Source organism: Cupriavidus sp. 05N40 (assembly GCF_056397305.1).
The window spans coordinates 1-20,560 of the sequence record NZ_JBFTND010000089.1 but is presented as its reverse complement, the minus strand read 5'-3'; the positions used below and the strand labels follow the sequence as shown (position 1 = coordinate 20,560).

The following is a 20,560-nucleotide window of genomic DNA, read 5'->3' as shown; positions in this document are numbered from 1 at the left end:
ACTTCCTTGTATTGCCCGGTGCGGCTCGCGCCGCACCGTATTGCCTTGCGGGGGCATGTCTCGTCCTGGCTGACTTCGACTTGCCTGTCTTCGTGGTCTTGCCCTGTCGTGGCCGGGGCGATGCTGCTGCTCAGCGCTTCTCGGTCAGGAACTTGCCTTGCGGGCCGCCCGCGTTCTTCTGCCGGCGCGTGTTGCCGTCCAGGCCGCCCTCGACCGCCCACTCGGCGAACATGGTCGGGCCCGGCTCGAAGTCGCGCGGTTCCCAGTGCGCATCGAGCTGGTCTTCGTCGGCGTAGTACTCGATCAGGCCGCCGGCCGGGTTCTTGAAGTACCAGAAGTAGGCCGAGGAAATCGGATGCCGGCCCGGGCCAAGCTGCGTGTCCCAGCCGCTGCGCGACACATGCAGGCCGCCGCCGAATACCTCATGGATATCGCGCACGGTGAAGGCCACGTGGTTCAGCCCGCTCTTGGCCTGCGGCAGCTGCAGCAGGAACAGGTCGTGGTGGCCGCCGTCGGGCGCGCAGCGCAGGAAGGCGCCGCGGCCCGGATAGTGGTCCGACGGCACGAAGCCCAGTTTCTCCGTGTAGAAGCGCTCGGTGGCGGCGACGTCCTTGACGAAGAACACCACGTGGCCCACTTCGATCGGCGTGGCGCGCTCGTAGATCGGGCTGCGCTGGTTCAGGCGCGGCTTGTCGTTCCAGGTGTTCATGGCGGCGCACTCCACTTCGATCTCGCGCTTGCGCGTGAGCTGGAAGCGCACGGCCAGGCCGTTCGGATCGGTGCAGCCCACGCGCTCGCCCTCCACACCGCGCGCGCCGTGTTCGCCGATGGCGACAAAGCCGGGTTCGGCGCGGATGGCGTCGGCAAGCTTGTCGAGTGCCGCCTGCGTATCCACCCCCCACACCACTTCGCGCAGCGTCGGGCCCGCTTCCATTGCCGCCGGCAACGCAGGATCGTCGGTGCGGCGCACCAGCACGCGGCAGCCGTTGAGCGTTTCGAAGTCCAGCCCGGCCGCGTCCTCGCGCACCAGCGTGAGGCCCCAGTCGGCGAAGAAGCGCCGGCAGGCGTCCAGGTCGTCGGCACCGTAGACGATCTCGTCGATGCCCAGAATCGTGTTCATTCCCATCTCCTGCTCTGCTCTCTTTGCTTGCTGCATTGTTCGTGACCTGCGCACCGGCTCAGTTGGCCCACGGCAGCGGCTGCTCGTGCATGCCCCAGTAGACGCTCTTCTGCTCCATGTACTGCAGGATGCCCAGGCGCCCCTTCTCGCGGCCCAGGCCACTGTCGCGCCAGCCGCCGAACGGCGTGGAGATCGAGAACTGCTTGTAGGTATTGATCCACACATTGCCGGCCTGCACCGCGCGCGCGAAGCGCCAGGCGCGCTTGTAGTCGCGCGTCCACACGCCAGCGGCCAGCGCGTACACGCTGTCGTTGGCCTGCGCGATCAGGTCGTCCTCGTCGTCGAAGGCCATCGCCACCAGCACCGGCCCGAAGATTTCTTCCTGGCAGACGCGGGCGCTGTTATCGAGCCCTTCGATGATGGTGGGCGTATAGAAGTAACCGTTCTCGCAGCCCGCCACCGTGGGACGCAAGCCGCCGGTGCGCAACTGGCCGCCTTCGGACACGCCGAGCGCCACATACGATTCGATCGAGTCGCGATGGCGGTCGCTGATCAGCGGCCCCATCTGGGTGCGCTCGTCGGCCGGATCGCCCACGCGCAGGCGCGCCGCACCCTCGGCCAGGCGTTCCATGAAAGCCTCATACAGGGAACGTGCCACGAACAGGCGCGAGCCGGCGATGCAGGATTCGCCCGAGGAACTGAAGATGCCGTACAGCACGCCGTTGACGGCGTGGTCCAGGTCCGCGTCCTCGAACACCATGGTGGGCGACTTGCCGCCCAGCTCCAGCGACACCGGCATCATCTTGTCGGCGGCGATGTGGGCGATATGGCGGCCCGTCGACGTGCCGCCGGTAAAGGACACGCGGCGCACCAGCGGGTGCTTGGTGATGGCGTCGCCGATCACCGAGCCCTTGCCGGGCAGCACGCTGACCAGGCCCTTGGGCACGCCGGCCTCTTCGCAGATGGCGGCGAGTTCCAGCGCCATCAGCGGCGTGATCTCGGCTGGCTTGATCACCACGGCGTTGCCGGCGGCCAGCGCCGGCGCCAGCTTCTGCGCCTCGCTGGCGATGGGCGAGTTCCACGGCGTGATCGCCGCCACCACGCCCATGGCTTCGTGCACGCTCATGGCGAGGAAATCGCCGCGCGCCGGCGTGAGCGTTTCCTCCAGCGTCTCGCACGCGGCGGCGAAGAACTGGAAGGTGCCGGCGGCGCTGGCCACCAGCGCGCGCGTCTCGCTGATGGGCTTGCCGTTGTCCAGGCGCTGGCGCTGCGCGAGCGGCTCGGCGCGCGCGCGGATCAGGTCGGCCACGCGATGCAGCACGGCGGCGCGTTCGTGGGGCTTGCGCTGCGCCCAGCCGCTGGTGAGGAAGGCGCGGTGCGCGCCCTGCACGGCTTCCTCCACGTCGTCCAGGCTGGCCGCGTTCAGTTCGGCGACGACCTCGCCGGTGGCGGGATAGCGCGTGGCGTAGCGTTCGCCGCCGCCCAGGCGCCACTGGCCTGCGATGCAGATGGGGAGAATTGCTTGCTTCATCATGATTGCCTTGCTGGCCTGGTCTGGCCTGTCTGCCTGCTTAAATCGACATGGCGTGCGCGCGGTTGCCCAGCGCGCGCACCACGCTGAACACCGTCAGCGCCGAGGTCTTGGGGTTGGCCGCCAGCGGCTTGCCGCGCATGGTCAGCTCGAAGCCGCCGAAGGCGCCACGCGCCTCCACGTGGTGCACGTTTTCGTCCACGCCCGGATCGGCCAGCAGCTTGACCTGCGTATGGTCCAGTCCGAGCCCGGCCATCGACAGCGTGGCGGCCACGTTGGCGTTCTTGGGGTAGAGCCGCGCGGCCTCGCGCGCGGTGCCTTCGAAGATCACCGTGGCCTCGGTCAGCGCGTCGAGATCGACGAGCGCCTCGGCCGGCGTGTCCTTCCACGCGCCGGGCGGCTTGCGCCCGGTGTAGATCACCGCATCGAGCCCGCCCACGCGGGCCGCCGCCAGTGCATCGATGGCGCCGATCGCGCCGGAGAGCAGCTGCACCTGGGTGCCGCCGCGCCGCGCCGCCGCTTCCAGCCGTTCGGCCAGGCCCGGCTCCGACAGCGCGCCCACCGAGACCACCAGGCAGGCGATGCCGCGCTCCAGCGCCGGCACGATGTGCTCCTCCAGCGCGTGGTGGCCGGCACACTCGACCAGCAGGTCGGGGCGTCCGTCGGCCTGGCTCAGGCAGGTCGCCACGCGGGCGCGTGGCGCCAGCGCGGAGACTGCGTCGCGGGCCTGGTCCATCTGGGCCTCGGGCACCACCACCACGTCGAACACCACGTCCGGATCGCTCTTGAGCAATTCAAGCACACCGCGCCCGATCGCTCCGCATCCCACCATCGACACATGCAGCATGTTGCGTCTCCCTCAGGCCGTCACGGTGCCGCGCTCGGCGGCGCGCGCCTTGTCTGCGTCCGCGTCGGCTTCCTTGTTGACCGGCGGGCCGGCGAACGCGGTCTTGAAGCTGCCGATGGAGAGCATGTCGATCTCCAGCAGGAACGGACCGGGTTCGATGGTCGCGTCTTCCAGCGCACGGCCGACCTCGGCCAGGTTGCTCACGCGGCGGTGGCGCAGCGCAAGCGCCTGCGACAACTGCGCGTAGTCGGGCGTGTGCAGGTCCACATAGTRGCGGCGGCCGCCGTATTGCGCGTCCTGGATGTTCTTGATGACGCCATAGCCCTTGTCGTTCATCAGGACGAAGACCACGTCGGCGCGCTCCTGCACCGCGGTGGCCAGCTCGCCCAGGTTGAGGATGAAGCCACCGTCGCCGGCCAGGCAGAAGGTTTTCTTGCCCGAGGCCGTGACCGCCGCGCCGACCGCCGCGCCGATGCCCATCGCCAGGCCCTGGCCGATGCCGCCGCCCAGCGCATGCACGCCGGCGCGCGGATCGAAGATGCGCAGCTGGCGATTGCCCCAGGTGCTGTTGGACACGGTGACGTCGCGCACCCAGTTGAAGTTCTTGCCCACCGCGCCCTGCAGCGCTTCGACCAGCGCCGCGTACGGGCCCAGGCCGTCGATCAGGCCGCCCATGGCGGTGTCGTGCGCGCGGCGCAGGTCGGCGGCGAAGGCGGGGTCCACCTTGAGCTTGCCTTCGAGCCGGTCGGCCAGGCCTTCGAGGGCCAGCGCGGCGTCGCCGCAGACGAAGTTGTCGGTCTGGTAGCAGCGGCCTTCGGCCGAGGCGTCCGCATCCACGCGGAACAGCGGACGCGGCAGCTTGAGTTCGTACTTCAGCGTTTCATTGCCGCGCAGGCGCGAGCCCACCACCAGCATGGCGTCGCAGCTCTGGTAGAACTGCTCCACCGGCTTGTGCAGGTTGAAGGCGCCCAGCGAGCGGGGATCGTCTTCTGCCACGATGCCGCGGCCTTGCGTGCTGGTCACCACGCCGAAGCCCAGCGCCAGCAGGCGCTTGACCTGCGCGCCGGCGTGGCGCGCGCCGCCGCCGAGCCACAGCAGCGGGCGGCGGGCCCTGGCCAGGCGCTCGGCCAGTTCGTCCAGCGCCTGCGCAGACGGCACGTGGGCCGGCACGGCCAGCGGGCGCAGGTCGGCCGGCATGGGGATCAGCGCGGCCTGGATGTCGATGGGAATCTCGACGCTGACGGGGCCGGTGGGCGCGGTCAGCGCGGTCTGCACGGCCAGCTTGATGGTGCTCAGCGCGGTGTCCGCGCTACGGATGCGGAAGGCGGCCTTGGAGATGGCCTTGAGCATGGTGAGCTGGTCCGGTGCCTCGTGGATGTAGGCCAGGCTCTGGTCCAGGTACGGCGTCTCGATCTGGCCGGTGAGGTGCAGCAGCGGCGTGCCGGCGGTCAGCGCTTCGACCATGGCGCCGGCGGCATTGCCGGCGGCCGTGCCGGTGCTGGTCAGGCAGACGCCGAGGCCGCCGGTGGTGCGGGCACAGGCATCGGCCATATTGGTGCCGCCCGCTTCGCCGCGCGCCGGCACGAAGCGGATCTTGCCACGCTCGCCCATGGCGTCGAGGATGGGCATGTTGTGGATCGAGATCACGCCGAACGCAGCCTTGACGCCGCACTGCTCGAGGAAGGCGGCGATGGCATGGCCGACCGTGACTTGTTGTTGGTCCTGCTGCGGTTGCTGCAGTTGCTGCTGTTGCTGATGTTGTTCGTTACGCATGACGGGAAAGTCCTCCGGAAATATCGATGTGGCTGCCCGTGGTGTACGAAGACAACGGCGAGGCAAGGAACAGGATCGCGCGCGCGGCTTCCTGCGGCAGGCCAAGACGGCCGAGCTGGATATGCTTTTGCTGCGCCAGGCGCGCGGTCCACGCGGCCCAGTCCAGGTGGCGGTCCTCTTCAGGACGCGCCTCGAAACGGCGGCGCCACTGGCCCGACTCGACCAGGCCGAGCAGGATGCCGTTGACGCGGATGCGCCTGGGCGCGAATTCGGTGGCCAGCGAGCGCACSAGGTTGTGCACGCCCGCACGTGCCGCCGAAGTGGCGACCATGTGCGGCTCGGGCTGTACCGCCAGCAGCGAGTTCACGCACACGACGGCGGCGCTGTCGGAGCGTTCGAGCTGCGGCAGGAAGGCGCGCGTGGCATGGATCACCGAGAAGAACTTGAGCTGCAGTTCTTCGAGCCAGGCGGCGTCTTCGGTGTTGGCGAAGGTGGAGACGCGGCCCTGCCCTGCGTTGTTGACCAGCATATCGGCCGCACCGAGCGCGGCCTCGCTGGCAGCGGCGAAGGCCTTGACCTGCTCCGGCTGCAGCACGTCGCAGGCCGCGGCGAACAGGCGCGCCTGCGGGAAGCGCGCGCGCAGCCTGCCTTCGGCTTCGCGCAGGCGCGCTTCATTGCGCCCGCACATCGCCACGGCGGCGCCCGCCTCCAGCAATAATTCCACGGTGGCCAGGCCGATGCCCGAGGACCCACCGGTGACGACGGCAACCTTGCCGCCGAGTTCAATCATGGACATCAGTCTCACTCCCGATACAAGTTGACCACCTTGGCGAGCTCCTGCGGCCGGTAGTCAAGCAGGCGAGACAGCTCGCCCGCGGTGTCTCTGACTTTCTCCACCATCGTGTCCAGCAGCGCCGGGTCGATGCGCGCTGCGGGGATGGTGACGCCGAGCGCGGCTACCACCTTGCTGGTGCGGTCGCGCACCGGCGCGGCGATGGTCGAGATGCTGGCCTCGAAGAACGCTTCCTGCAGCACCACGCCGCGCTCGCGGTCGCGCTGCACCATCTCGAACAGCGCTTCCACGGTGCCAGGCGTGCTGGGCGAAAACGATTCGAGCCGGGGCTCCGGGTACAGCGCGCGCAGCTCCGCCAGCGTGAGGTCTTCGAGCAGCACGCGCCCGAGCACGGTCGCATGCGCCGGCAGCCGCGTGCCGACCGTGACCGAGCTGGAAAACGGCGTGGGCGCCACCGACTTGGCCACGTAGACGATGGAGCGACCGTCGCGCACCACCAGATTGCACGGATAGCGGATATCGTCGCGCAGGCGGTCGAGCACGGGGCGGCCCAGTTCGGTCAGCTCCAGCGAGGCCAGGTACTCGAAGCCCAGGCGCAGCACGGCCATGCCGAGGCGGAACTCGCGCCCGCCTTCGGTGCGCTCCACGAAGCCCATCATCTCCAGCGTGGCGAGCAGGCGGAACACGGTCGAGCGCGGCACCTTGAGACGGCGCGCCAGGTCGGCCGCGGTCAGCGTGCGGTCGCGGCGGCTGAACTCGGCCAGCAGGCGCAGGCCGCGTTCCAGTCCGGGCACGATGTACTTGTCCTGGATGTCTTCCGGCAGGCGTTCTTGGTTCATGAGTGGCTCGTGTCTGCGTGATGCCGGCGCGTGCATGGCTGGTTTGCCCGCGGCGCCGGCGCTTTCACGCTCAGCGCTTGATCTGGGCGAGCGGATGCTCGGGCGGATAGGTCGGCGTGATGGGCTTCTTGGCGCCGAGCATCACGCACATCAGCGCGTCTTCCTCGCCGATGTTGATCTCCTCGCGGTACACGCCCGGCGGCACCGACACCAGGTCGCGGTCGGTCAGGATGGTTTCGAAGCGCTGGCCGTCCTTCTCGAGGACCAGCTTGATCTTGCCGCGCAGGATGAAGAAGACCTCTTCCACATCGGTGTGCAGGTGCGACGGGCCCTCGTGGCCGGCCGGAATGATCATGGTCGAGAAGGTGAAATTCTCGGACGGCACGGTATTGGTGTCGGCCGCCACGCCGGTGCCGCCGGTGCCGAGATAGCGCATCTGCGCACGGCGGTACTTGGGGTCGTGGTCGGCCTGGAACTTCAGCGCGTCCCAGTCGTAGCGGCGCGTGGAGAAGCGTGCCACGCGGCCCTCCATCCACTGGTCGAAGGAAGCGCCTTGCGGCTGCTCCCAGGAACGCTTGATGTTTTCTTGTTGGGAAAGATCGCTCATTTGGTTTCCTTCTTGGCTCAGTGCATGACGAAGCCGCCGTTGACGGCCAGCGTCTGGCCTGTCACGAAGCGCGACAGGTCGGAGAGGGCGAACAGCACGGCCCCGGAAACATCCGCGGGGAGCTGTTCGCGCGAAATCGCGCGTTGTTCGCGATAGAGGTCGCGCCTCTTCTGGGGCACGTATTCGGTGGCCTCGACCATGGTCAGGCCCGGCGCGATGGCGTTGACGGTGACGTTGTCGCCGCCGAGTTCGCGCGCCAGCGAGCGGGTCATGCCGATGATGGCGCTCTTGCTGGCCACGTAGGCCAGCAGGTTGGGCGCGCCCCACAGCGGCGTGTCCGAGGCCAGGTTGACGATGGCGCCGCGGCCCGATGCGCGCAGCGCCGGCAGGCAGGCGGTGGTCATCAGCCAGGTGCCGCGCACGTTGATGTTCATCACGCGGTCCCAGGTGGCGATGTCGATGGCCGATGCGTCGCGGCCGCCCGAATCGGTCACCGCGGCATTGTTGACGAGGCCATCCAGCCCGCCCAGCACGGCCACCGCTTCGGCGGCGCAGGCCTTCACCGATTCGGGGCTGCCGAGGTCCAGCACGATGGGCACGACGTTCAGCCCGCGCGCCTTCAGCGTCGCGACTTCTTCCTGCAGGCGCTCGGCCAGGATGTCGGCCATCGCCACCGCGGCGCCGGCTTCGGCGATCTGCGTGGCGAAGTCCAGCCCGAGCCCGCGCGCCGCGCCGGTCACCAGCACGCGGCGGCCGGCCAGCAGCTTGTTGCGGTTGGTCTCAGGCATGGCTCGCCATCCCGCCGACGGGCTTGAGCATGGCGACCGGCTCGTCCGCGACTTCCTGGTCGGCACGGCGGCGCAGCAGGCGGCGCACGCGGGTGATACCCACGTCGTGCTGGTACAGCGTTTCGTGGTCGCGCGCGTTCGGCGCCATCATTTCCAGCACCACGCGGTCCTGCTCCAGCACGTCCCAGTGCAGGCCTTCGAGGCGGTTGCGATACAGGAAGCGCCACACGTCGCGCTCCCAGCCCTGCACGTGGCGGGTGCGCCAGAAGAACACCATGCAGTGGTCCTCGTCGACCGGCGTGGCCATGCCGACGATGCCGAACGGGCCGCCCGGGCCGACCTTGGCGCGGTAGGGGATCGCCAGGCGCAGCCACAGCGTGCCGGTCTCGCCGAACTCGACCCAGTCGAAGTTCACGCCGCGCTGGCCGGTCTTCTCGAACACCAGGCCGGTGTCGGTCTCGCGCACCGACATCACGGCCTGCTTCTCGCCGCTGGCCATCGAGTGCGAGACCGCGTGCAGGTAGGCCCCGTGCATCGGGTCCATGACGTTGTCGATGGCGTAGCGGTAATTGCAGTCCCAGTGCGCCACGCACAGGAAATGGCTGTGCTCGTCGCTCTCCAGTTCTTCCGGCAGGCGCAGCGCGTCGGCACCGCCCTCGCCTTGCACCGGGGCGCGCTCGCCGAACCACAGGAAGATGGCGCCGGCCTTTTCCTGCACCGGGTAGCTGCGCACGCAGGTCTTGCCTTCGAGCGGGCAGCTATCCACCGCCGGCACGCTCTTGACCTGGCCGTCGCCGCCGACTTCCACGCCGTGGTACCAGCAGGCCACGCGGTCGCCGAGGTTCCAGCCCATCGACAGACGCGCACCGCGGTGCGGGCAGCGGTCTTCCAGCGCGTGGACCTGGCCGGCGCCGTCGCGCCACAGCACGATGTTCTGGCCCAGGCGCGTGATGCCGATCGGCGCGTGCGCGACCGCCCACGAGGCGGACACCGGATACCAGTAGTTATGCAGACCGCTGTTCAGGCGCGCTTCAGCACGCGCTTGCTTGTTGGATTCCATTGTTTGCTCTCTAGCCTCTTGCGGGTACCGGATCGGATCGCAGTTGCGAAGATGGGGCGTCTTGCCGTGCCGCCTGCCGTCGCGATCGCGTTGATGTTGTTGGCGTCGGGCCGGCCTGCCCTACGCGCCGAGCCGGCGCAGCTCGGCGAGCAGGCGCTCTTCGCTCCAGGCCTGGCCGTCGGCGCCCAGGAAGCCGGCCTGGTTGAAGGCGCGCACCAGGTCTGCCGGGTTCAGGGCACCGGCTTCGAAGGCGGCTTCCAGCGCATCGCCGAGCGCGTTCTCGTAGGCGGTCGGCGCCGCGGCGCGCGTTTGCCACACGACGTTGGCCACCTTGCCCGGCTGCTCGATGTGGCCCTTGCCGGCGACGTTGTTCGGCGCCGGGCGCTCCCACGGCGCCAGGTTCGGGTTGTATGCGAGGTCTTCCATTGCGCTGCTCCTATGCACCTTCGTTGCCTGCTGTCTCATCCGTGTTTTGTTTTACTGGTAAAACACTGATTTAAATATTGAACACAGACACCACTATAGACAACGAAACTTCAAAAATAGACTGGGGTTTACCCTTTGATTTGACGACTATCCGCAGGAAGCGGCCAGGCCGGGCCGCAGCCTGGATCTGGGCGAGCGCCGGGCGCGCGGATCAGCTGCGGATCCAGCGCGCCACCGCTGCGGCCTGCTCGACATAGCAGGCGTGGCCGGCATCGGGGATGAGGGCGAACGGCAGGTCGAAGCGCTCGGCCAGCGCCGCACCGGCCGGCGGTGGCGTCACCACGTCCAGCGCGCCGCAACCCACGCGCACGCTCGCGCCCTGGGGCCGCTGCCGCAGGTAGTGCTCGATGGCGTCGCCGCACAGCATGGCCACCGCCTGCCGGTAGCCGCCCGGATGGAGCCGGCGCATGTTCCAGCTCACCCAGGCCCGCGCGTCGGCGCCGGCCGCGCCGCTCAGCAGCCGTGCCGGCCCGCGTTCGGCGAGGCCTTCCACGCCGACGGCGGCGAGCGCGTCGAGGCGTTGCCGTTCCACTTCAAGGGCCTTGTCTTCCTTGCCGGCGCCGCCGTAGCCCTGCGCGGGGCTCAGCAGCAATGTGCGGGCGGGCAGCAGTGCGGGGGCCGCCTCGGCAAGGAAAGCGCAGGCCATCAGCGCGCCCAGCGAATGACCCACGATGACATCGGGCCGCACATCCAGCACGCGCAACAGGTCCTGCAGGCGCCGGCCGTAGTCGGCGGCGGACGGCGCGGCCACCGCCAAAGGCTGCGAGTTGCCGTAGCCGGGGGCGTCCCACGCGATCACGCGCGCGTCGGCCGCCAGCAGGCTGGCGCAGGGCAGCCACGAAGCCGCCCCGGAACTGATGCCGTGCAGCAGGACGATCACCGGGCCGCGCTTGCCGCCGCTGCGGTAGGCGACTTGCGCGCCAGCGGCGGTGACCACGCGTTGTTCGGTGAAAGCGCTGTCCAGGGCGCGCAAGAGTTCCGGCACGGGTTGCGGGATTGCGGGCGAGGTCTTTTGTTCCATATATGAAACTTTAGTTTTCAGATAAAACCTAGGAAATATAGACCGGCCTTCGGGGAAGCGTGATCCGGGTTAACCCCGCGACGAAAAATTTCTCCGCAAGCCGCATTGCGGCTCGTCGTCCCGACATCCAGGCATTCTCCCGCTCCCCGTTTTTCCGCATGGCCAAGCCGGCGGCGCCTTTCGGAGCGGCGGACCGCCCTGGCAATGGCGCGGGCCGGGCCTGCCGCGGCGCATCAACCGGCACATGCGCGCCGCCGCCCGTGCAGCGCCGCCGTCGCTTCCCGACATCACTAGGGATTTCCCGCTCCTGCCATTCGCGAGATCACCAGCTATATTTTGCTCGTTGTTTCTTATGTAATCTGATGTTTTACCTATAAAACATAAAGCGGAAAAGTGCATGCTTTCCTCATGCGCTCTTTCCGCCGCGCACGGTCTCGCAGAGCACCGCGGCGCCCTTACACCACATGGCAGAAAAGAGAGGAATCGTTAAATGAAACTTGGACGGATCGCGCTGGCTGCCCTGGCAGCGGTGCCCATGCTTGCCTCGGCCCAGTCATCGGTGACGCTGTATGGCGTGGTCGATACCGGCATCGAATACGTGAACAACGTCGGCGCGGCAAAGGACAACCTGTTCCGCATGACGACGCTGACCGGCACGGTGCCGTCGCGCTGGGGTATCCGCGGGACCGAAGACCTGGGCGGCGGGCTCAAGAGCCTGTTCGTGCTCGAGTCCGGCTTTGCGCCGGATTCCGGCAGCGCCAACCAGGGCGGCCGCCTGTTCGGCCGCCAGGCGCTGGTAGGCTTGTCCGGCCAGTGGGGTCAGGTGGCCCTGGGCCGGCAGTACACCATGCTGTTCTGGGCCACGCTGGACCCGGACATCCTCGGGCCCAATGTATTCGGCTCCGGCTCGCTCGACAGCTACCTGCCGAATACGCGCGCCGACAACGCGGTCTCGTACAAGGGCACCTTCGGCGGCTTCACGGTGGGCGCGACGTACAGCTTCGGACGCGACTCGGTCAACGCCGGCCCGAGCCCTTCTGGCGCAAATTGCGCGGGAGAGAACCCGGCCAACCACACGCAATGCCGCGAGTGGTCCGCGCTGCTGCAGTACGACAACAAGACATGGGGCGTGGGCGCGGCCTACGACTCGCTGCGCGGCGGCCCCGGCGCGTTCGCAGGCCTGACCAGCAGCAGCCTGCGCGATGACCGCCTCTCGCTCAACGGCTACATGCTGCTGTCCAAGGCCAAGCTCGGCGCCGGCGTGATCCGCCGCGACAACCAGGGCAGCCCGACGCCGCGCAGCGACCTCTGGTACGCCGGCATGGCCTACGACATCACGCCCGCGTTCACGCTGGCTGGCCAGCTCTACTACCTCAAGTATCACAACAGCGACAACAAGGCGATGCTGTACGCGCTGCGCGGCACCTATGCCTTCTCCAAACGCACCTCGGTGTACGCCACCGCGGGCTATATCGACAATGGCGGGCAGTCGGCCCTGTCGGTGAGCGGCGGCGCGCCTGGCTCCAATCCGAAGCCGGGCGGCTCGCAGCTGGGCGCGATGCTCGGCATCAAACACACGTTCTGAGCGCCAGGGCGCCGGCAGGCGCCTGCCGGGCCGCGGCCCGGCATGAAGTCAATCGAGAGGGGGTATCCCATGAAGTCCGCAATCCGCATCCTGCTTGCCGCCATGGCGGCGACAAGCGCCCTGCTGGCGCCCGCCGCGAGCCACGCGCAGGCCTATCCCGCCAAGCCCATCACGCTGGTGGTGGCCTATCCCGCCGGCGGCGATACCGACGTGCTGGCCCGCCTGATCGCCGAGAAGCTGTCCGCACGGGTGCATCAGTCGGTGGTGGTCGAGAACCGYACGGGCGCCGCCGGCACCATCGGCAGCGCCTACGTGGCCAAGGCCCCGGCCGACGGCTATACGCTGCTGGTCGCGCCCAATACCGTGGCCATCGCGCCGCTGGTGCTCAAGAGCGGCACCGGTGCCGCCTACGACGTGCGCGCCGACTTCACGCCAGTGGCGCAGCTTGGCGTGCAGTCGCTGTTCGTGGTGGTCGGCAAGGGCACCGGCATCACCAGGCTGCCGGACCTGGTCGCGCGCGCCAGGGCGGGCAGCCTGCAGACGTACGCGAGCCCGGGCAACGGCTCGCCGATGCATATCCTGGGCGAGCTGTTCAACAAGGCTGCGGGCGTGAAAATCTCGCAAGTGCCCTATCGCGGCACCGCGCCGGCGGTGGTCGACGTACTGGGCGGCCAGGTGCCGATGACGTATATCACGCTGGGCGCGGTATCCCAGTACATCGGCACCGGCAGCATCGTGCCGCTGGCGGTGGCGGACCTGAAGCGCTCGCCGTTCGCGCCCAACGTGCCGACGCTCGCCGAGCTTGGCTACAAGGATGTGGAAATTGGCGCGTGGCAGGCGCTGCTGGCCCCGAAGGGGCTGCCGCCCGAGCTGGTGAAGACGCTGAACGCCCACGTCAACGACATCCTGAAGATGCCTGACGTGGTGGCGCGCATGGCCACCATCGCGGTCACGCCCGTGGGTGGYGAGCCGGCCGTGCTCGGCAAGCTGATCGCGTCGGACGCTACGCGCTACAGCAAGATCGTGAAGGAGTTCGGCATCCAGGCCGACTGAGCCTCGCCGCTGCCGATGCGGCGTGGAACACGGGCCCGCCTTGCGCGGGCCCGTTTGCGTCAGCGCTGGCCGAAGCTGGCGCCGAAGAACAGGTCCTTGTACTCGCGCGGCTGCGAGCGCCAGTATTGCCTGGGCGCGTGGACCTGCGCGCCGAGCTTCGCCGCCGCGTGCCATGGCCAGCGCGGATCGTAGAGCATGGCGCGCGCCAGCGAGACCACATCCGCCTCGCCGTTGGCGATGATGGCCTCGGCCTGCTCGGGTTCGGTGATCAGGCCCACCGCGATGGTCGGCAAGCCCACTTCGGCCTTGACCCSCTGCGCGTAGGGAACCTGGTAGCCCGGTCCGAGCTTGATGGCCTGCTGCGGCGAAACGCCGCCGGTGGTCACGTGGATGGCCGCGCAGCCGCGCGCCTTGAGCGCCCTGGACAGCGCCACGGTGCCGTCGATATCCCAGCCGCCCGGCACCCAGTCCGTGGCGGAGATGCGTACCCACACCGGCTTGTCGGCCGGAAACGCGGCGCGCACGGCGTCGAACACTTCGAGCGGGAAGCGCATGCGGTTTTCCAGGCTGCCGCCGTATTCGTCGTCGCGCTTGTTGGCCAGCGGCGAGAGGAACTGGTGCAGCAGGTAGCCGTGCGCGGCGTGGATCTCGATGCCGTCGAGGCCAAGGCGCGCGGCACGCTGCGCGGCGGCCACGAAGTCTTGCCGGATCTTGTCCATGCCGGCGCGGTCGAGCGCCTGCGGCGGATCTTCACCCTCGGCGTGCGGCACCGCGGATGGCGCCAGCGTCTTCCAGCCACGCGGCTCGTCGGGACGGATCTGGCTGCCGCCATCCCACGGCGCCTGGCTCGACGCCTTGCGCCCGGCATGGGAAATCTGGATGGCAATGGCGATCGGCGCGTGCGCTCGGGCCGCGGCAATCACCTTGCCCAGCGCGGCTTCGTTGGCATCCGAGTAGAGGCCCAGGTCCTGCGGCGTGATGCGCCCTTCCGGCGATACCGCCGAGGCCTCGATGATCAGCAGCCCCGCGCCGGACAGCGCGAGCTGGCCGAGATGGATCATGTGCCAGTCGCCGGCCGATCCGTCWTGCGCCGAGTACTGGCACATGGGTGCAATGGCGATGCGGTTTTCGAGCCGCAGGTTTCCGATCGAAAGCGGCTGGAACAATTGACTCTGGCTCATGGGGCACGGCTCCTTGCGGTCTGTGGCATGCGCGGCAGGCGCCGCACGCGCGTCTCGGGCGTCCCGGCCATTCTAGAACGGCTGCGTTTTCCGCGTCGGCGCGCGAAGCAGATGCTGCCGCTATGGCGCGCGCCCCGCGCCGGGCAGAGGCGGCAGGCCCAGCATGCCGAGCACCGGCCTGACCGCGCCCTCGAGCAGCGCGCGCTGCGGATTGATCCGCGCCAGCACGCGCACGCCGAGCAGCACCGCCAGCAGCTGGGTCGCGGCATCCTCGGCCGGCAGCACCTGCGGGACCTCGCCACTGGCTTGCCCCGCCGTCATGCAGCGCTGGAAGAAACGCTTGAGCTGGTCCAGCTCGGCGACGATGGCGCGCTGCAGTTCCTCGTCCTCGGGCRTCGACTCCACCGCCGCGTTGACCAGCATGCAGCCGCGATGGTGCTCGTCGGCGAGCGAGCGCTCGACGATCTCGCCGAAGAAGGCGGCAATCGCATGGCCCGGCGGCAACGCCGACTCCAGCCGGTCGATCCGGTCATGCAAGGTCTTGCCCAGGTAGTGTTCCAGCGCGCGCCGGTATAGACCGCGCTTGTCGCCGAAGGCGTTGTAGAGGCTGGGCTGCGTCAGGCCAGTCAGCCGCACCAGGTCGCGCGTGGAGGTGGCCTCGAAACCCTTGGCCCAGAAGGCATCTCCGGCGGCGTCCAGTACCTGCTGCTCATCGAATCCGCGCGGTCGCGCCATGGTGGTTCCTTGCCGTGTGATCAGGTGACGTGGTTTGCATCTGGGAACGAAGGGAATGACGTTTTCTATCGTTCGCAACAGAACGATTATATATCGATTGATACATAACACAAGACGGCCGCCCTGTCTGCCGGGTGCCCGGGCGAAGCCGCTGTTTGATCAAATGATCGAAAGCCGGTCCCGGGCGGCATGCTGCGGCGTGCGTCGGCGTGCGTCCGGGCGGGGCGACGCAGTGGCCGCGTGGTGCACTACGCCGGACTGGCGCATGGCTGGCGCAGCGGCCCCGTCGAAGAACTGGCCCCGGACCGGTTCGCCGCCGGCGGCGGCATCGAAGTCAAGGCCGTGCCGCTGAGCGCGGACATCGGCGAAGAAGCCGTCCGGCGCGCCCGCTCGCGCCTGGGCGAAGACCGCTACCGGCTGCTGACCAACAACTGCGAGCACTTCTGCTCGTGGTGCCTCTACGGCGAGAGCCACAGCGAACAAGTGCAGCGATGCCTGGCGCGTCCGCTGATGGCGCTGCGGCTGCTGGGTGCCATCGCCGCGACGTGGTGCCGCGGCCTGCGGGCCGCGCGCCCCGATGCCGTCGCCATGCCCGCCTGATGCCCGCCTGATGCCCGCCTGTTAGCGCGCGCCGCTCAGGCCATATGGGTGGCGCCCGGCTGGGCGCTGCGCTCGCCCGCCGTGACGTGGGCGATGGCGTCGAGCACTTCGCTCACTTCCGGCACCACGCCTTTCGCGCCGACGGACACCGACTGCCCCGGCGTGCTGATGCCGAAATGCTGGCTGTCGGTCACGGTAAACAGCATGACCGAGGGCTTGCCCAGCGCATCCGCCAGATGGACGAAACCCGTGTCCGTGCCGACCACCAGGGCCGCGGCATCGACGCGTTGCGCGCATTCGGTGATGGTCATGCGCGGCAGCACCTCCGCGCCCGGGATTTCCGCGGCCAGTGCTTCGGATTCCGCGCGCTCGGCCGGCGACCCCCACGGCAGCTGGATCTTGTAGCCGCGGCCCGCCAGTTCCCGGCCCACGGCAATCCACCGTTGCGCCGGCCATTTCTTGGCCTCGACCGAGGTGGCATGGAAGAGCATCGCGCGCGCAATGCCGTCAGCGTTCAGCGGCGTGGCGGGCGCGGGCACGCGCAAGGCATAGTGCTCGGCGGCATCGATCGGGTATCCCAGCGCGTTGGCGACCACCATGCGCATCTTGTAGCGCGCCGTGGCATCGCCATGCGGCCCGAAGATCTGCGTATAGGCAAAGACGGCGCGCGCCTCGCCGAGGTATTCGGCCGCGTAGCCGAGCCGGCGGCGCGAGCGCGCAAGCCAGGCCACGATGGCGCTCTTGTAGACGCCATGCACGTCCACCACCACGTCGTACTTTTCCCGGCGCAGCTGCCAGAGCGCGCCGATGATGGCACGCAGGTCGGCCCAGCTGCGCGACTTCTTGAAGCCGCGCAGCGGCGGTGCGATCACGCGATCCACGTCCACGGCCCAGCGCGGGATATCCGCGCAGGAAGCGTCCGCCACCCAGTCGATCTTGGCCTCGGGGTAGGCGCGGCGCAGGTCGGACACCAACGGCAATGTGTGGACCATGTCACCCAGCGAGGTGATCTTGATGACGAGAATGCGTTTCATGGGCGGTTCGGATAGCGGAGGAACGGGCCGGGAGCCGGCGAGGCCGTAGTATGCACCAGCACCCCAGCCGGCGCACCCCCGCGGCGGGCGCCCGGTCGCCCGGCCTAAGCCCAGACCGCCGGGCTCGCCACCACCGTGGCAAAACGGTCGTTCAGCGCGACCAGCGCCCCCCGGTGGACCTCGTGGGCCGCAAGCGGCGCGCCGCCCAGAGGATCGGGCAGGTCACGCGTGGCGCAGGCCGAGGCGACCACGGTCGTGCGATAGCCGTGGTCGAGTGCCGAGCGCACCGTGGCGCTGATGCACATATGGGTCTGGAAGCCGCCCACGATCAGCTCCTTGCGCCCGAGCCTTTCCAGCAGCGCCGCCAGCGTGGTGCCGGCGAAACTGTTCGGCAGGCTCTTGACCACGGTGTGCTCGCCCGCGCCCGGCTCGAGCCCTTCGATGATCGCAGCATAAGGACCTTCCGGATCGAAAGCGCCGCCGCTGCCGGGCCGTCCGTGATGCACCACGTGCACCACAGGGCTGCCGTGGCGCCGCGCCAGCGCCAGCAGATCGGCGCAGGCAGCGGTGGCGGCAGGCATGCCGGTCAGCGGCAGCTTGCCGTCCACATACTCGCGCTGGTGGTCCACCAGCACCAGCGTGGCGGCCTCCCAGGCCGAAGGGGCGCGGCTGGCGCCGGCAAGGTCGAGCAGGGTAAAGGGGGTGGACATCGTGACTCCTTTCTTGCGTGCAGTGTGCAGATGGCGGCCCCGCCGGGGCCGGCAGGCGCCGTCCTGGCGTCTACCGTGCAGGCGATGATAGGCCGCGCTATCCTGTTCGGCAATTCTCAATCCGCTCACATTCACTGTGCAAAAACGTTCACTGCATTGGGACGACCTGCTGACCTTGTCCACGCTGATCCGTACCGGCAACTACTCGGCCTGCGCGCGCGAACTGGGTGTGACGCACGCCACCGCAATCCGTCGCATCCGGCGGCTGGAGAGCGCGCTCGGCAAACCGGTGGCGACGCGCACCGAAGGCGCTTTCGCCCTGTCGGCCGCCGGGCGCGCGGCGCTGGCGGCAGCGCAGCAGATGGAAAATTCGGCCGAGCGCCTGCTGCGCGAGGTGGAGGATGCGGGCGCGGGCGTCTCCGGCGTGGTCAGCATCGCCTGCACGGCGGCGCTCGGCAGTCACTTCCTCACCCCGCGTTTGTCCACGCTGTACCGCGCCCACCCGCAGCTCGAAGTCAGGCTGGAGACGGACAACCGCATCGCCAGCCTGGCGCGGCGGCGCGCGCACCTGGCGGTACGGCTGGCGCGGCCGCAGGAACACGACGTGATTGCGCAACGCGCGGGCAGCATGGGATTCGGCCTCTATGCGCCGGCGCGGGCGGCCGATGCGGGACCCTGGCCGCAAGCCGAGCTCGCGGCCGCGCCGCTATGCGGGCTGCTCGACGAAGGGCTTGCGCTGCCGGAATCGGAATGGACGCACAGGGCCGCCGCGCGTACCGGTTTCCAGTCGAACAATATGCTGGCGGTGCACGAGGCGATCTGCAGCGGGCTTGGCATCGGGCTGTTGCCGCACTACCTGGCGCGCGGCGATGCGCGGCTGGCGCTGGTGCGCGAAGTGCCCGAAGTGGTGCGGGAGATATGGCTGGCCTATCCGCAGGAGTTTCGCGGCGCGTCGCGCTTCCGGCCGGTGATCGAGTGGCTTGCGCACACGCTTGAGACCTGCCCCTGAGATGACGGGCCAAAGCAAACGCCCGCCATGCGGCGGGCGTTTGCTTCGTCGGGACCGCGCGCTCAGGCAGGCATGGCTTGCGCGCCGCGGGCGGACCCCGGGGCGGCTACCGAAGCGGTCAGCAGGTCGGCCGCGGCCTCGATCCGCTGCGGTGCGCCGAACAGCCGCGCCACCACAAGTCCGCTCTGCAGCGCACCGAGCACAGCCTGCGCCATCGATTGCGCCGATATCGCGGCAGCCGTCTGCTGCGTGGCGTACACGCTCTCGAACAGGCGCGTGAGCCAGGATTCGTTCACGCGATAGTACTCCTTGAGCACCCGGTGCACGGGTTCCGGCAACATCAGCGCCTCGGTCGACAGCATGCCGACCAGGCAGATGCCGTCGCCGCCCGCCGAATCCAGCCACGGCTTCAGGAATTCGCGCGCCTGCGCTTCCGGCGGCAGGGCCGCGTCGATGTGGCGCACGCGTTCGCACACGCGGGCGCTGTATTCCGTCACGGCAGCCTCGACCAGGTCTTCCTTGGACGGGAAGTGGTAGTGGATGCTGGAGGTCTTCACACCCACTCGCTCGGCCAGGTCACGATAACTGAAGCCATTGAAACCCCGCTGACCGACCAGCACCAGCGTGTGCTCGAGCAGTTGTTCGCGTACGGATCGGGTTGTCATATGGCATGCATCCGCATTTCGGCGGACCCTCTTGACGTCGTTCAGAACAAAAACAGATCACACGGCGAAGGGACCGGAAACGCCGGCCGTTCGCCGCGTGCCCCGCTCCCGACTGCGGAAGCGGGCACCTTGACTTCGCTCAGGCGTTGGCGCCTTCGGTGAAGACATCGAACTTGCCGGTGCGGGCGCCATCGGTGAAGGCATCGCGGTTGCCGCTGCGCGCGCCATCGGTATAGCCGTCGCGGTTGCTGATGCGCGCCGGGCTGGCCGATACGCCGACGCGGTCCAGGCCGGCCACGATACGGGCGCCGTCGGTGTACGGGTCGAACTTGCCTACGCGGGCGCCATCGGTGAASGCGTCGCGGTTGCCGTTGCGGGCGCCRTCGGTGAAGGCGTCGCGGCTGCCGTTGCGCGCCGGGCTGGCCGACACGCCGACGCGGTCCAGGCCGGCCACGATACGGGCACCTTCGGTGTACGGGTCGAACTTGCCGGTGCGGGCGCCGTCGGTGAAGGCGTCGCGGTTGCCGTTGCGGGCGCCGTCGGTAAAGGCATCGCGGCTGCCGTTGCGCGCCGGGCTGGCCGACACGCCGACGCGGTCCAGGCCGGCCACGATACGGGCACCTTCGGTGTACGGGTCGAACTTGCCGGTGCGGGCACCGTCGGTAAAGGCATCGCGGTTGCCGGTGCGGGCGCCGTCGGTGAAGGCATCGCGGCTGCCGTTGCGGGCGCCGTCGGTGAAAGCGTTGCGGGCGTCGGTGCGGAACACATAGCCGTACTTGTCACCGGCGAAGCTGCTGTCCTTGGGGCCCGAGGCTTGTGCCTGGCCGGCAGCGAAAGCGGCGGCAAGGGTAGCGGCGGTGATGAGGGTCTTGGCGATGAGCTTGGCGTTCATGATGTTCTCCATTTCACTTTGAGGATCCGCGCTTGGGGCGGACATCGAATCGGTAAGGCGCTCTGGAGTCCTTCGCTTCCCCTGGCTGTTATCTACTAGTAGATAGACTGTCTGGCCAAAAAAAACGGGGTGTCCCCGGTACTGCGCTGGATCCTCTTTCCTGCTTCAGCTTTCTTGCTGGGGCGGAGCAGTGGCTTCCATGAGCAGAATATTATCTACTGGTAGATAGAT

Annotated in this window: 20 protein-coding genes and 1 pseudogene; 4 read left to right on the top strand and 17 right to left on the bottom strand. The window is 68.8% G+C overall.

What is annotated here, in order from left to right:
* Positions 1 to 130 precede the first annotated feature (130 nt).
* The 11 genes from AC1DO7_RS21120 to AC1DO7_RS21070 all read right to left on the bottom strand — a co-directional run bounded on the left by AC1DO7_RS21120 (position 131) and on the right by AC1DO7_RS21070 (position 10,865).
* Positions 131 to 1,120 carry a VOC family protein gene (locus tag AC1DO7_RS21120; protein WP_441618223.1) on the bottom strand — a complete coding sequence of 330 codons (990 nt, stop codon included), beginning with the start codon at positions 1,118 to 1,120 and terminating at the stop codon, positions 131 to 133.
* 58 nt (positions 1,121 to 1,178) lie between these two features.
* Entirely contained in the window at positions 1,179 to 2,654 is a 1,476-nt protein-coding gene (locus tag AC1DO7_RS21115; protein ID WP_441618221.1) for an aldehyde dehydrogenase, read from the bottom strand.
* Positions 2,655 to 2,691: 37 nt separating this feature from the next.
* Complete coding sequence (locus AC1DO7_RS21110; protein ID WP_441618219.1) at positions 2,692 to 3,498, bottom strand: aspartate dehydrogenase; 807 nt, start codon at positions 3,496 to 3,498, stop codon at positions 2,692 to 2,694.
* A gap of 12 nt (positions 3,499 to 3,510) precedes the next feature.
* Entirely contained in the window at positions 3,511 to 5,271 is a 1,761-nt protein-coding gene (locus AC1DO7_RS21105; protein ID WP_477116530.1) for a thiamine pyrophosphate-binding protein, read from the bottom strand.
* Complete coding sequence (locus AC1DO7_RS21100) at positions 5,264 to 6,067, bottom strand: SDR family oxidoreductase (RefSeq protein WP_441618215.1); 804 nt, start codon at positions 6,065 to 6,067, stop codon at positions 5,264 to 5,266. The genes AC1DO7_RS21105 and AC1DO7_RS21100 overlap by 8 nt, the downstream gene beginning before the upstream one ends.
* Positions 6,068 to 6,072: 5 nt before the next feature.
* Positions 6,073 to 6,903 (bottom strand): IclR family transcriptional regulator, encoded by an 831-nt coding sequence (locus AC1DO7_RS21095; protein ID WP_441643374.1) that lies wholly within the window; start codon positions 6,901 to 6,903, stop codon positions 6,073 to 6,075.
* A gap of 70 nt (positions 6,904 to 6,973) precedes the next feature.
* Positions 6,974 to 7,510, bottom strand: a complete 537-nt coding sequence (locus tag AC1DO7_RS21090; protein WP_441618211.1) for a cupin domain-containing protein — start codon at positions 7,508 to 7,510, stop codon at positions 6,974 to 6,976.
* Between the two features lie 17 nt (positions 7,511 to 7,527).
* Complete coding sequence (locus tag AC1DO7_RS21085) at positions 7,528 to 8,298, bottom strand: SDR family oxidoreductase (protein WP_441618209.1); 771 nt, start codon at positions 8,296 to 8,298, stop codon at positions 7,528 to 7,530.
* Positions 8,291 to 9,358 carry a Rieske 2Fe-2S domain-containing protein gene (locus AC1DO7_RS21080; protein ID WP_441618207.1) on the bottom strand — a complete coding sequence of 356 codons (1,068 nt, stop codon included), beginning with the start codon at positions 9,356 to 9,358 and terminating at the stop codon, positions 8,291 to 8,293. Before AC1DO7_RS21080 ends, AC1DO7_RS21085 begins: the two co-directional genes overlap by 8 nt.
* 120 nt (positions 9,359 to 9,478) lie before the next feature.
* Positions 9,479 to 9,784 (bottom strand): recombinase-like helix-turn-helix domain-containing protein, encoded by a 306-nt coding sequence (locus AC1DO7_RS21075; RefSeq protein WP_441618205.1) that lies wholly within the window; start codon positions 9,782 to 9,784, stop codon positions 9,479 to 9,481.
* Positions 9,785 to 9,995: 211 nt separating this feature from the next.
* Positions 9,996 to 10,865, bottom strand: coding sequence for an alpha/beta fold hydrolase (locus AC1DO7_RS21070; RefSeq protein ID WP_441618203.1), 870 nt, complete (start codon positions 10,863 to 10,865; stop codon positions 9,996 to 9,998).
* A 490-nt stretch (positions 10,866 to 11,355) separates the two neighbouring features.
* On the opposite strand from AC1DO7_RS21070, the gene AC1DO7_RS21065 reads away from it, so the two are divergent.
* Both AC1DO7_RS21065 and AC1DO7_RS21060 read left to right on the top strand, forming a co-directional pair.
* A complete protein-coding gene (locus AC1DO7_RS21065) occupies positions 11,356 to 12,450 on the top strand; it encodes a porin (protein ID WP_441618201.1) in 1,095 nt (364 codons plus the stop codon).
* A gap of 69 nt (positions 12,451 to 12,519) precedes the next feature.
* Entirely contained in the window at positions 12,520 to 13,503 is a 984-nt protein-coding gene (locus AC1DO7_RS21060; RefSeq protein WP_441618199.1) for a Bug family tripartite tricarboxylate transporter substrate binding protein, read from the top strand.
* A 59-nt stretch (positions 13,504 to 13,562) separates the two neighbouring features.
* Here the strand turns inward: AC1DO7_RS21060 and AC1DO7_RS21055 are convergent, their stop codons facing one another.
* Together AC1DO7_RS21055 and AC1DO7_RS21050 are read right to left on the bottom strand one after the other, a co-directional pair.
* On the bottom strand, positions 13,563 to 14,684 hold the full coding sequence (locus AC1DO7_RS21055) for an NADH:flavin oxidoreductase/NADH oxidase (RefSeq protein WP_477116529.1): 1,122 nt from the start codon (positions 14,682 to 14,684) through the stop codon (positions 13,563 to 13,565).
* Between the two features lie 120 nt (positions 14,685 to 14,804).
* Positions 14,805 to 15,419, bottom strand: a complete 615-nt coding sequence (locus tag AC1DO7_RS21050) for a TetR/AcrR family transcriptional regulator (protein WP_477116528.1) — start codon at positions 15,417 to 15,419, stop codon at positions 14,805 to 14,807.
* Between the two features lie 231 nt (positions 15,420 to 15,650).
* Between AC1DO7_RS21050 and AC1DO7_RS21045 the strand changes: the two are divergent.
* Positions 15,651 to 16,019 (top strand): annotated as a pseudogene (locus AC1DO7_RS21045) (lecithin retinol acyltransferase family protein); the annotation flags it as partial.
* Between the two features lie 35 nt (positions 16,020 to 16,054).
* On the opposite strand, the gene waaC reads toward AC1DO7_RS21045, so the two are convergent.
* Both waaC and AC1DO7_RS21035 read right to left on the bottom strand, forming a co-directional pair.
* Positions 16,055 to 17,053 carry a lipopolysaccharide heptosyltransferase I gene (waaC, locus tag AC1DO7_RS21040; protein ID WP_441618193.1) on the bottom strand — a complete coding sequence of 333 codons (999 nt, stop codon included), beginning with the start codon at positions 17,051 to 17,053 and terminating at the stop codon, positions 16,055 to 16,057.
* Between the two features lie 104 nt (positions 17,054 to 17,157).
* The gene (locus tag AC1DO7_RS21035; protein ID WP_441618191.1) at positions 17,158 to 17,763 is read right to left on the bottom strand and encodes a cysteine hydrolase family protein; all 606 of its coding nucleotides are present in this window, start codon (positions 17,761 to 17,763) and stop codon (positions 17,158 to 17,160) included.
* A gap of 136 nt (positions 17,764 to 17,899) precedes the next feature.
* Between AC1DO7_RS21035 and AC1DO7_RS21030 the strand changes: the two genes are divergently transcribed.
* Positions 17,900 to 18,772 (top strand): LysR family transcriptional regulator, encoded by an 873-nt coding sequence (locus tag AC1DO7_RS21030; protein ID WP_441618189.1) that lies wholly within the window; start codon positions 17,900 to 17,902, stop codon positions 18,770 to 18,772.
* Positions 18,773 to 18,834: 62 nt separating this feature from the next.
* Here the strand turns inward: AC1DO7_RS21030 and AC1DO7_RS21025 are convergent, their stop codons facing one another.
* Positions 18,835 to 19,437, bottom strand: a complete 603-nt coding sequence (locus AC1DO7_RS21025; RefSeq protein WP_441618187.1) for a TetR/AcrR family transcriptional regulator — start codon at positions 19,435 to 19,437, stop codon at positions 18,835 to 18,837.
* 139 nt (positions 19,438 to 19,576) lie between these two features.
* Entirely contained in the window at positions 19,577 to 20,329 is a 753-nt protein-coding gene (locus AC1DO7_RS21020; RefSeq protein ID WP_441643373.1) for a copper resistance protein CopQ, read from the bottom strand.
* Between the last annotated feature and the right edge of the window lie 231 nt (positions 20,330 to 20,560).

Coding starts and splice junctions, on each gene's coding strand:
- AC1DO7_RS21075 (WP_441618205.1), bottom strand. CDS start 9,784: ATGGAAGACCTCGCATACAACCCGAACCTGGCGCCGTGGGAGCGCCCG.
- AC1DO7_RS21110 (WP_441618219.1), bottom strand. CDS start 3,498: ATGCTGCATGTGTCGATGGTGGGATGCGGAGCGATCGGGCGCGGTGTG.
- AC1DO7_RS21115 (WP_441618221.1), bottom strand. CDS start 2,654: ATGATGAAGCAAGCAATTCTCCCCATCTGCATCGCAGGCCAGTGGCGC.
- waaC (WP_441618193.1), bottom strand. CDS start 17,053: ATGAAACGCATTCTCGTCATCAAGATCACCTCGCTGGGTGACATGGTC.
- AC1DO7_RS21080 (WP_441618207.1), bottom strand. CDS start 9,358: ATGGAATCCAACAAGCAAGCGCGTGCTGAAGCGCGCCTGAACAGCGGT.
- AC1DO7_RS21090 (WP_441618211.1), bottom strand. CDS start 7,510: ATGAGCGATCTTTCCCAACAAGAAAACATCAAGCGTTCCTGGGAGCAG.
- AC1DO7_RS21095 (WP_441643374.1), bottom strand. CDS start 6,903: ATGAACCAAGAACGCCTGCCGGAAGACATCCAGGACAAGTACATCGTG.
- AC1DO7_RS21025 (WP_441618187.1), bottom strand. CDS start 19,437: ATGACAACCCGATCCGTACGCGAACAACTGCTCGAGCACACGCTGGTG.
- AC1DO7_RS21120 (WP_441618223.1), bottom strand. CDS start 1,120: ATGAACACGATTCTGGGCATCGACGAGATCGTCTACGGTGCCGACGAC.
- AC1DO7_RS21085 (WP_441618209.1), bottom strand. CDS start 8,298: ATGCCTGAGACCAACCGCAACAAGCTGCTGGCCGGCCGCCGCGTGCTG.
- AC1DO7_RS21065 (WP_441618201.1), top strand. CDS start 11,356: ATGAAACTTGGACGGATCGCGCTGGCTGCCCTGGCAGCGGTGCCCATG.
- AC1DO7_RS21070 (WP_441618203.1), bottom strand. CDS start 10,865: ATGGAACAAAAGACCTCGCCCGCAATCCCGCAACCCGTGCCGGAACTC.
- AC1DO7_RS21035 (WP_441618191.1), bottom strand. CDS start 17,763: ATGTCCACCCCCTTTACCCTGCTCGACCTTGCCGGCGCCAGCCGCGCC.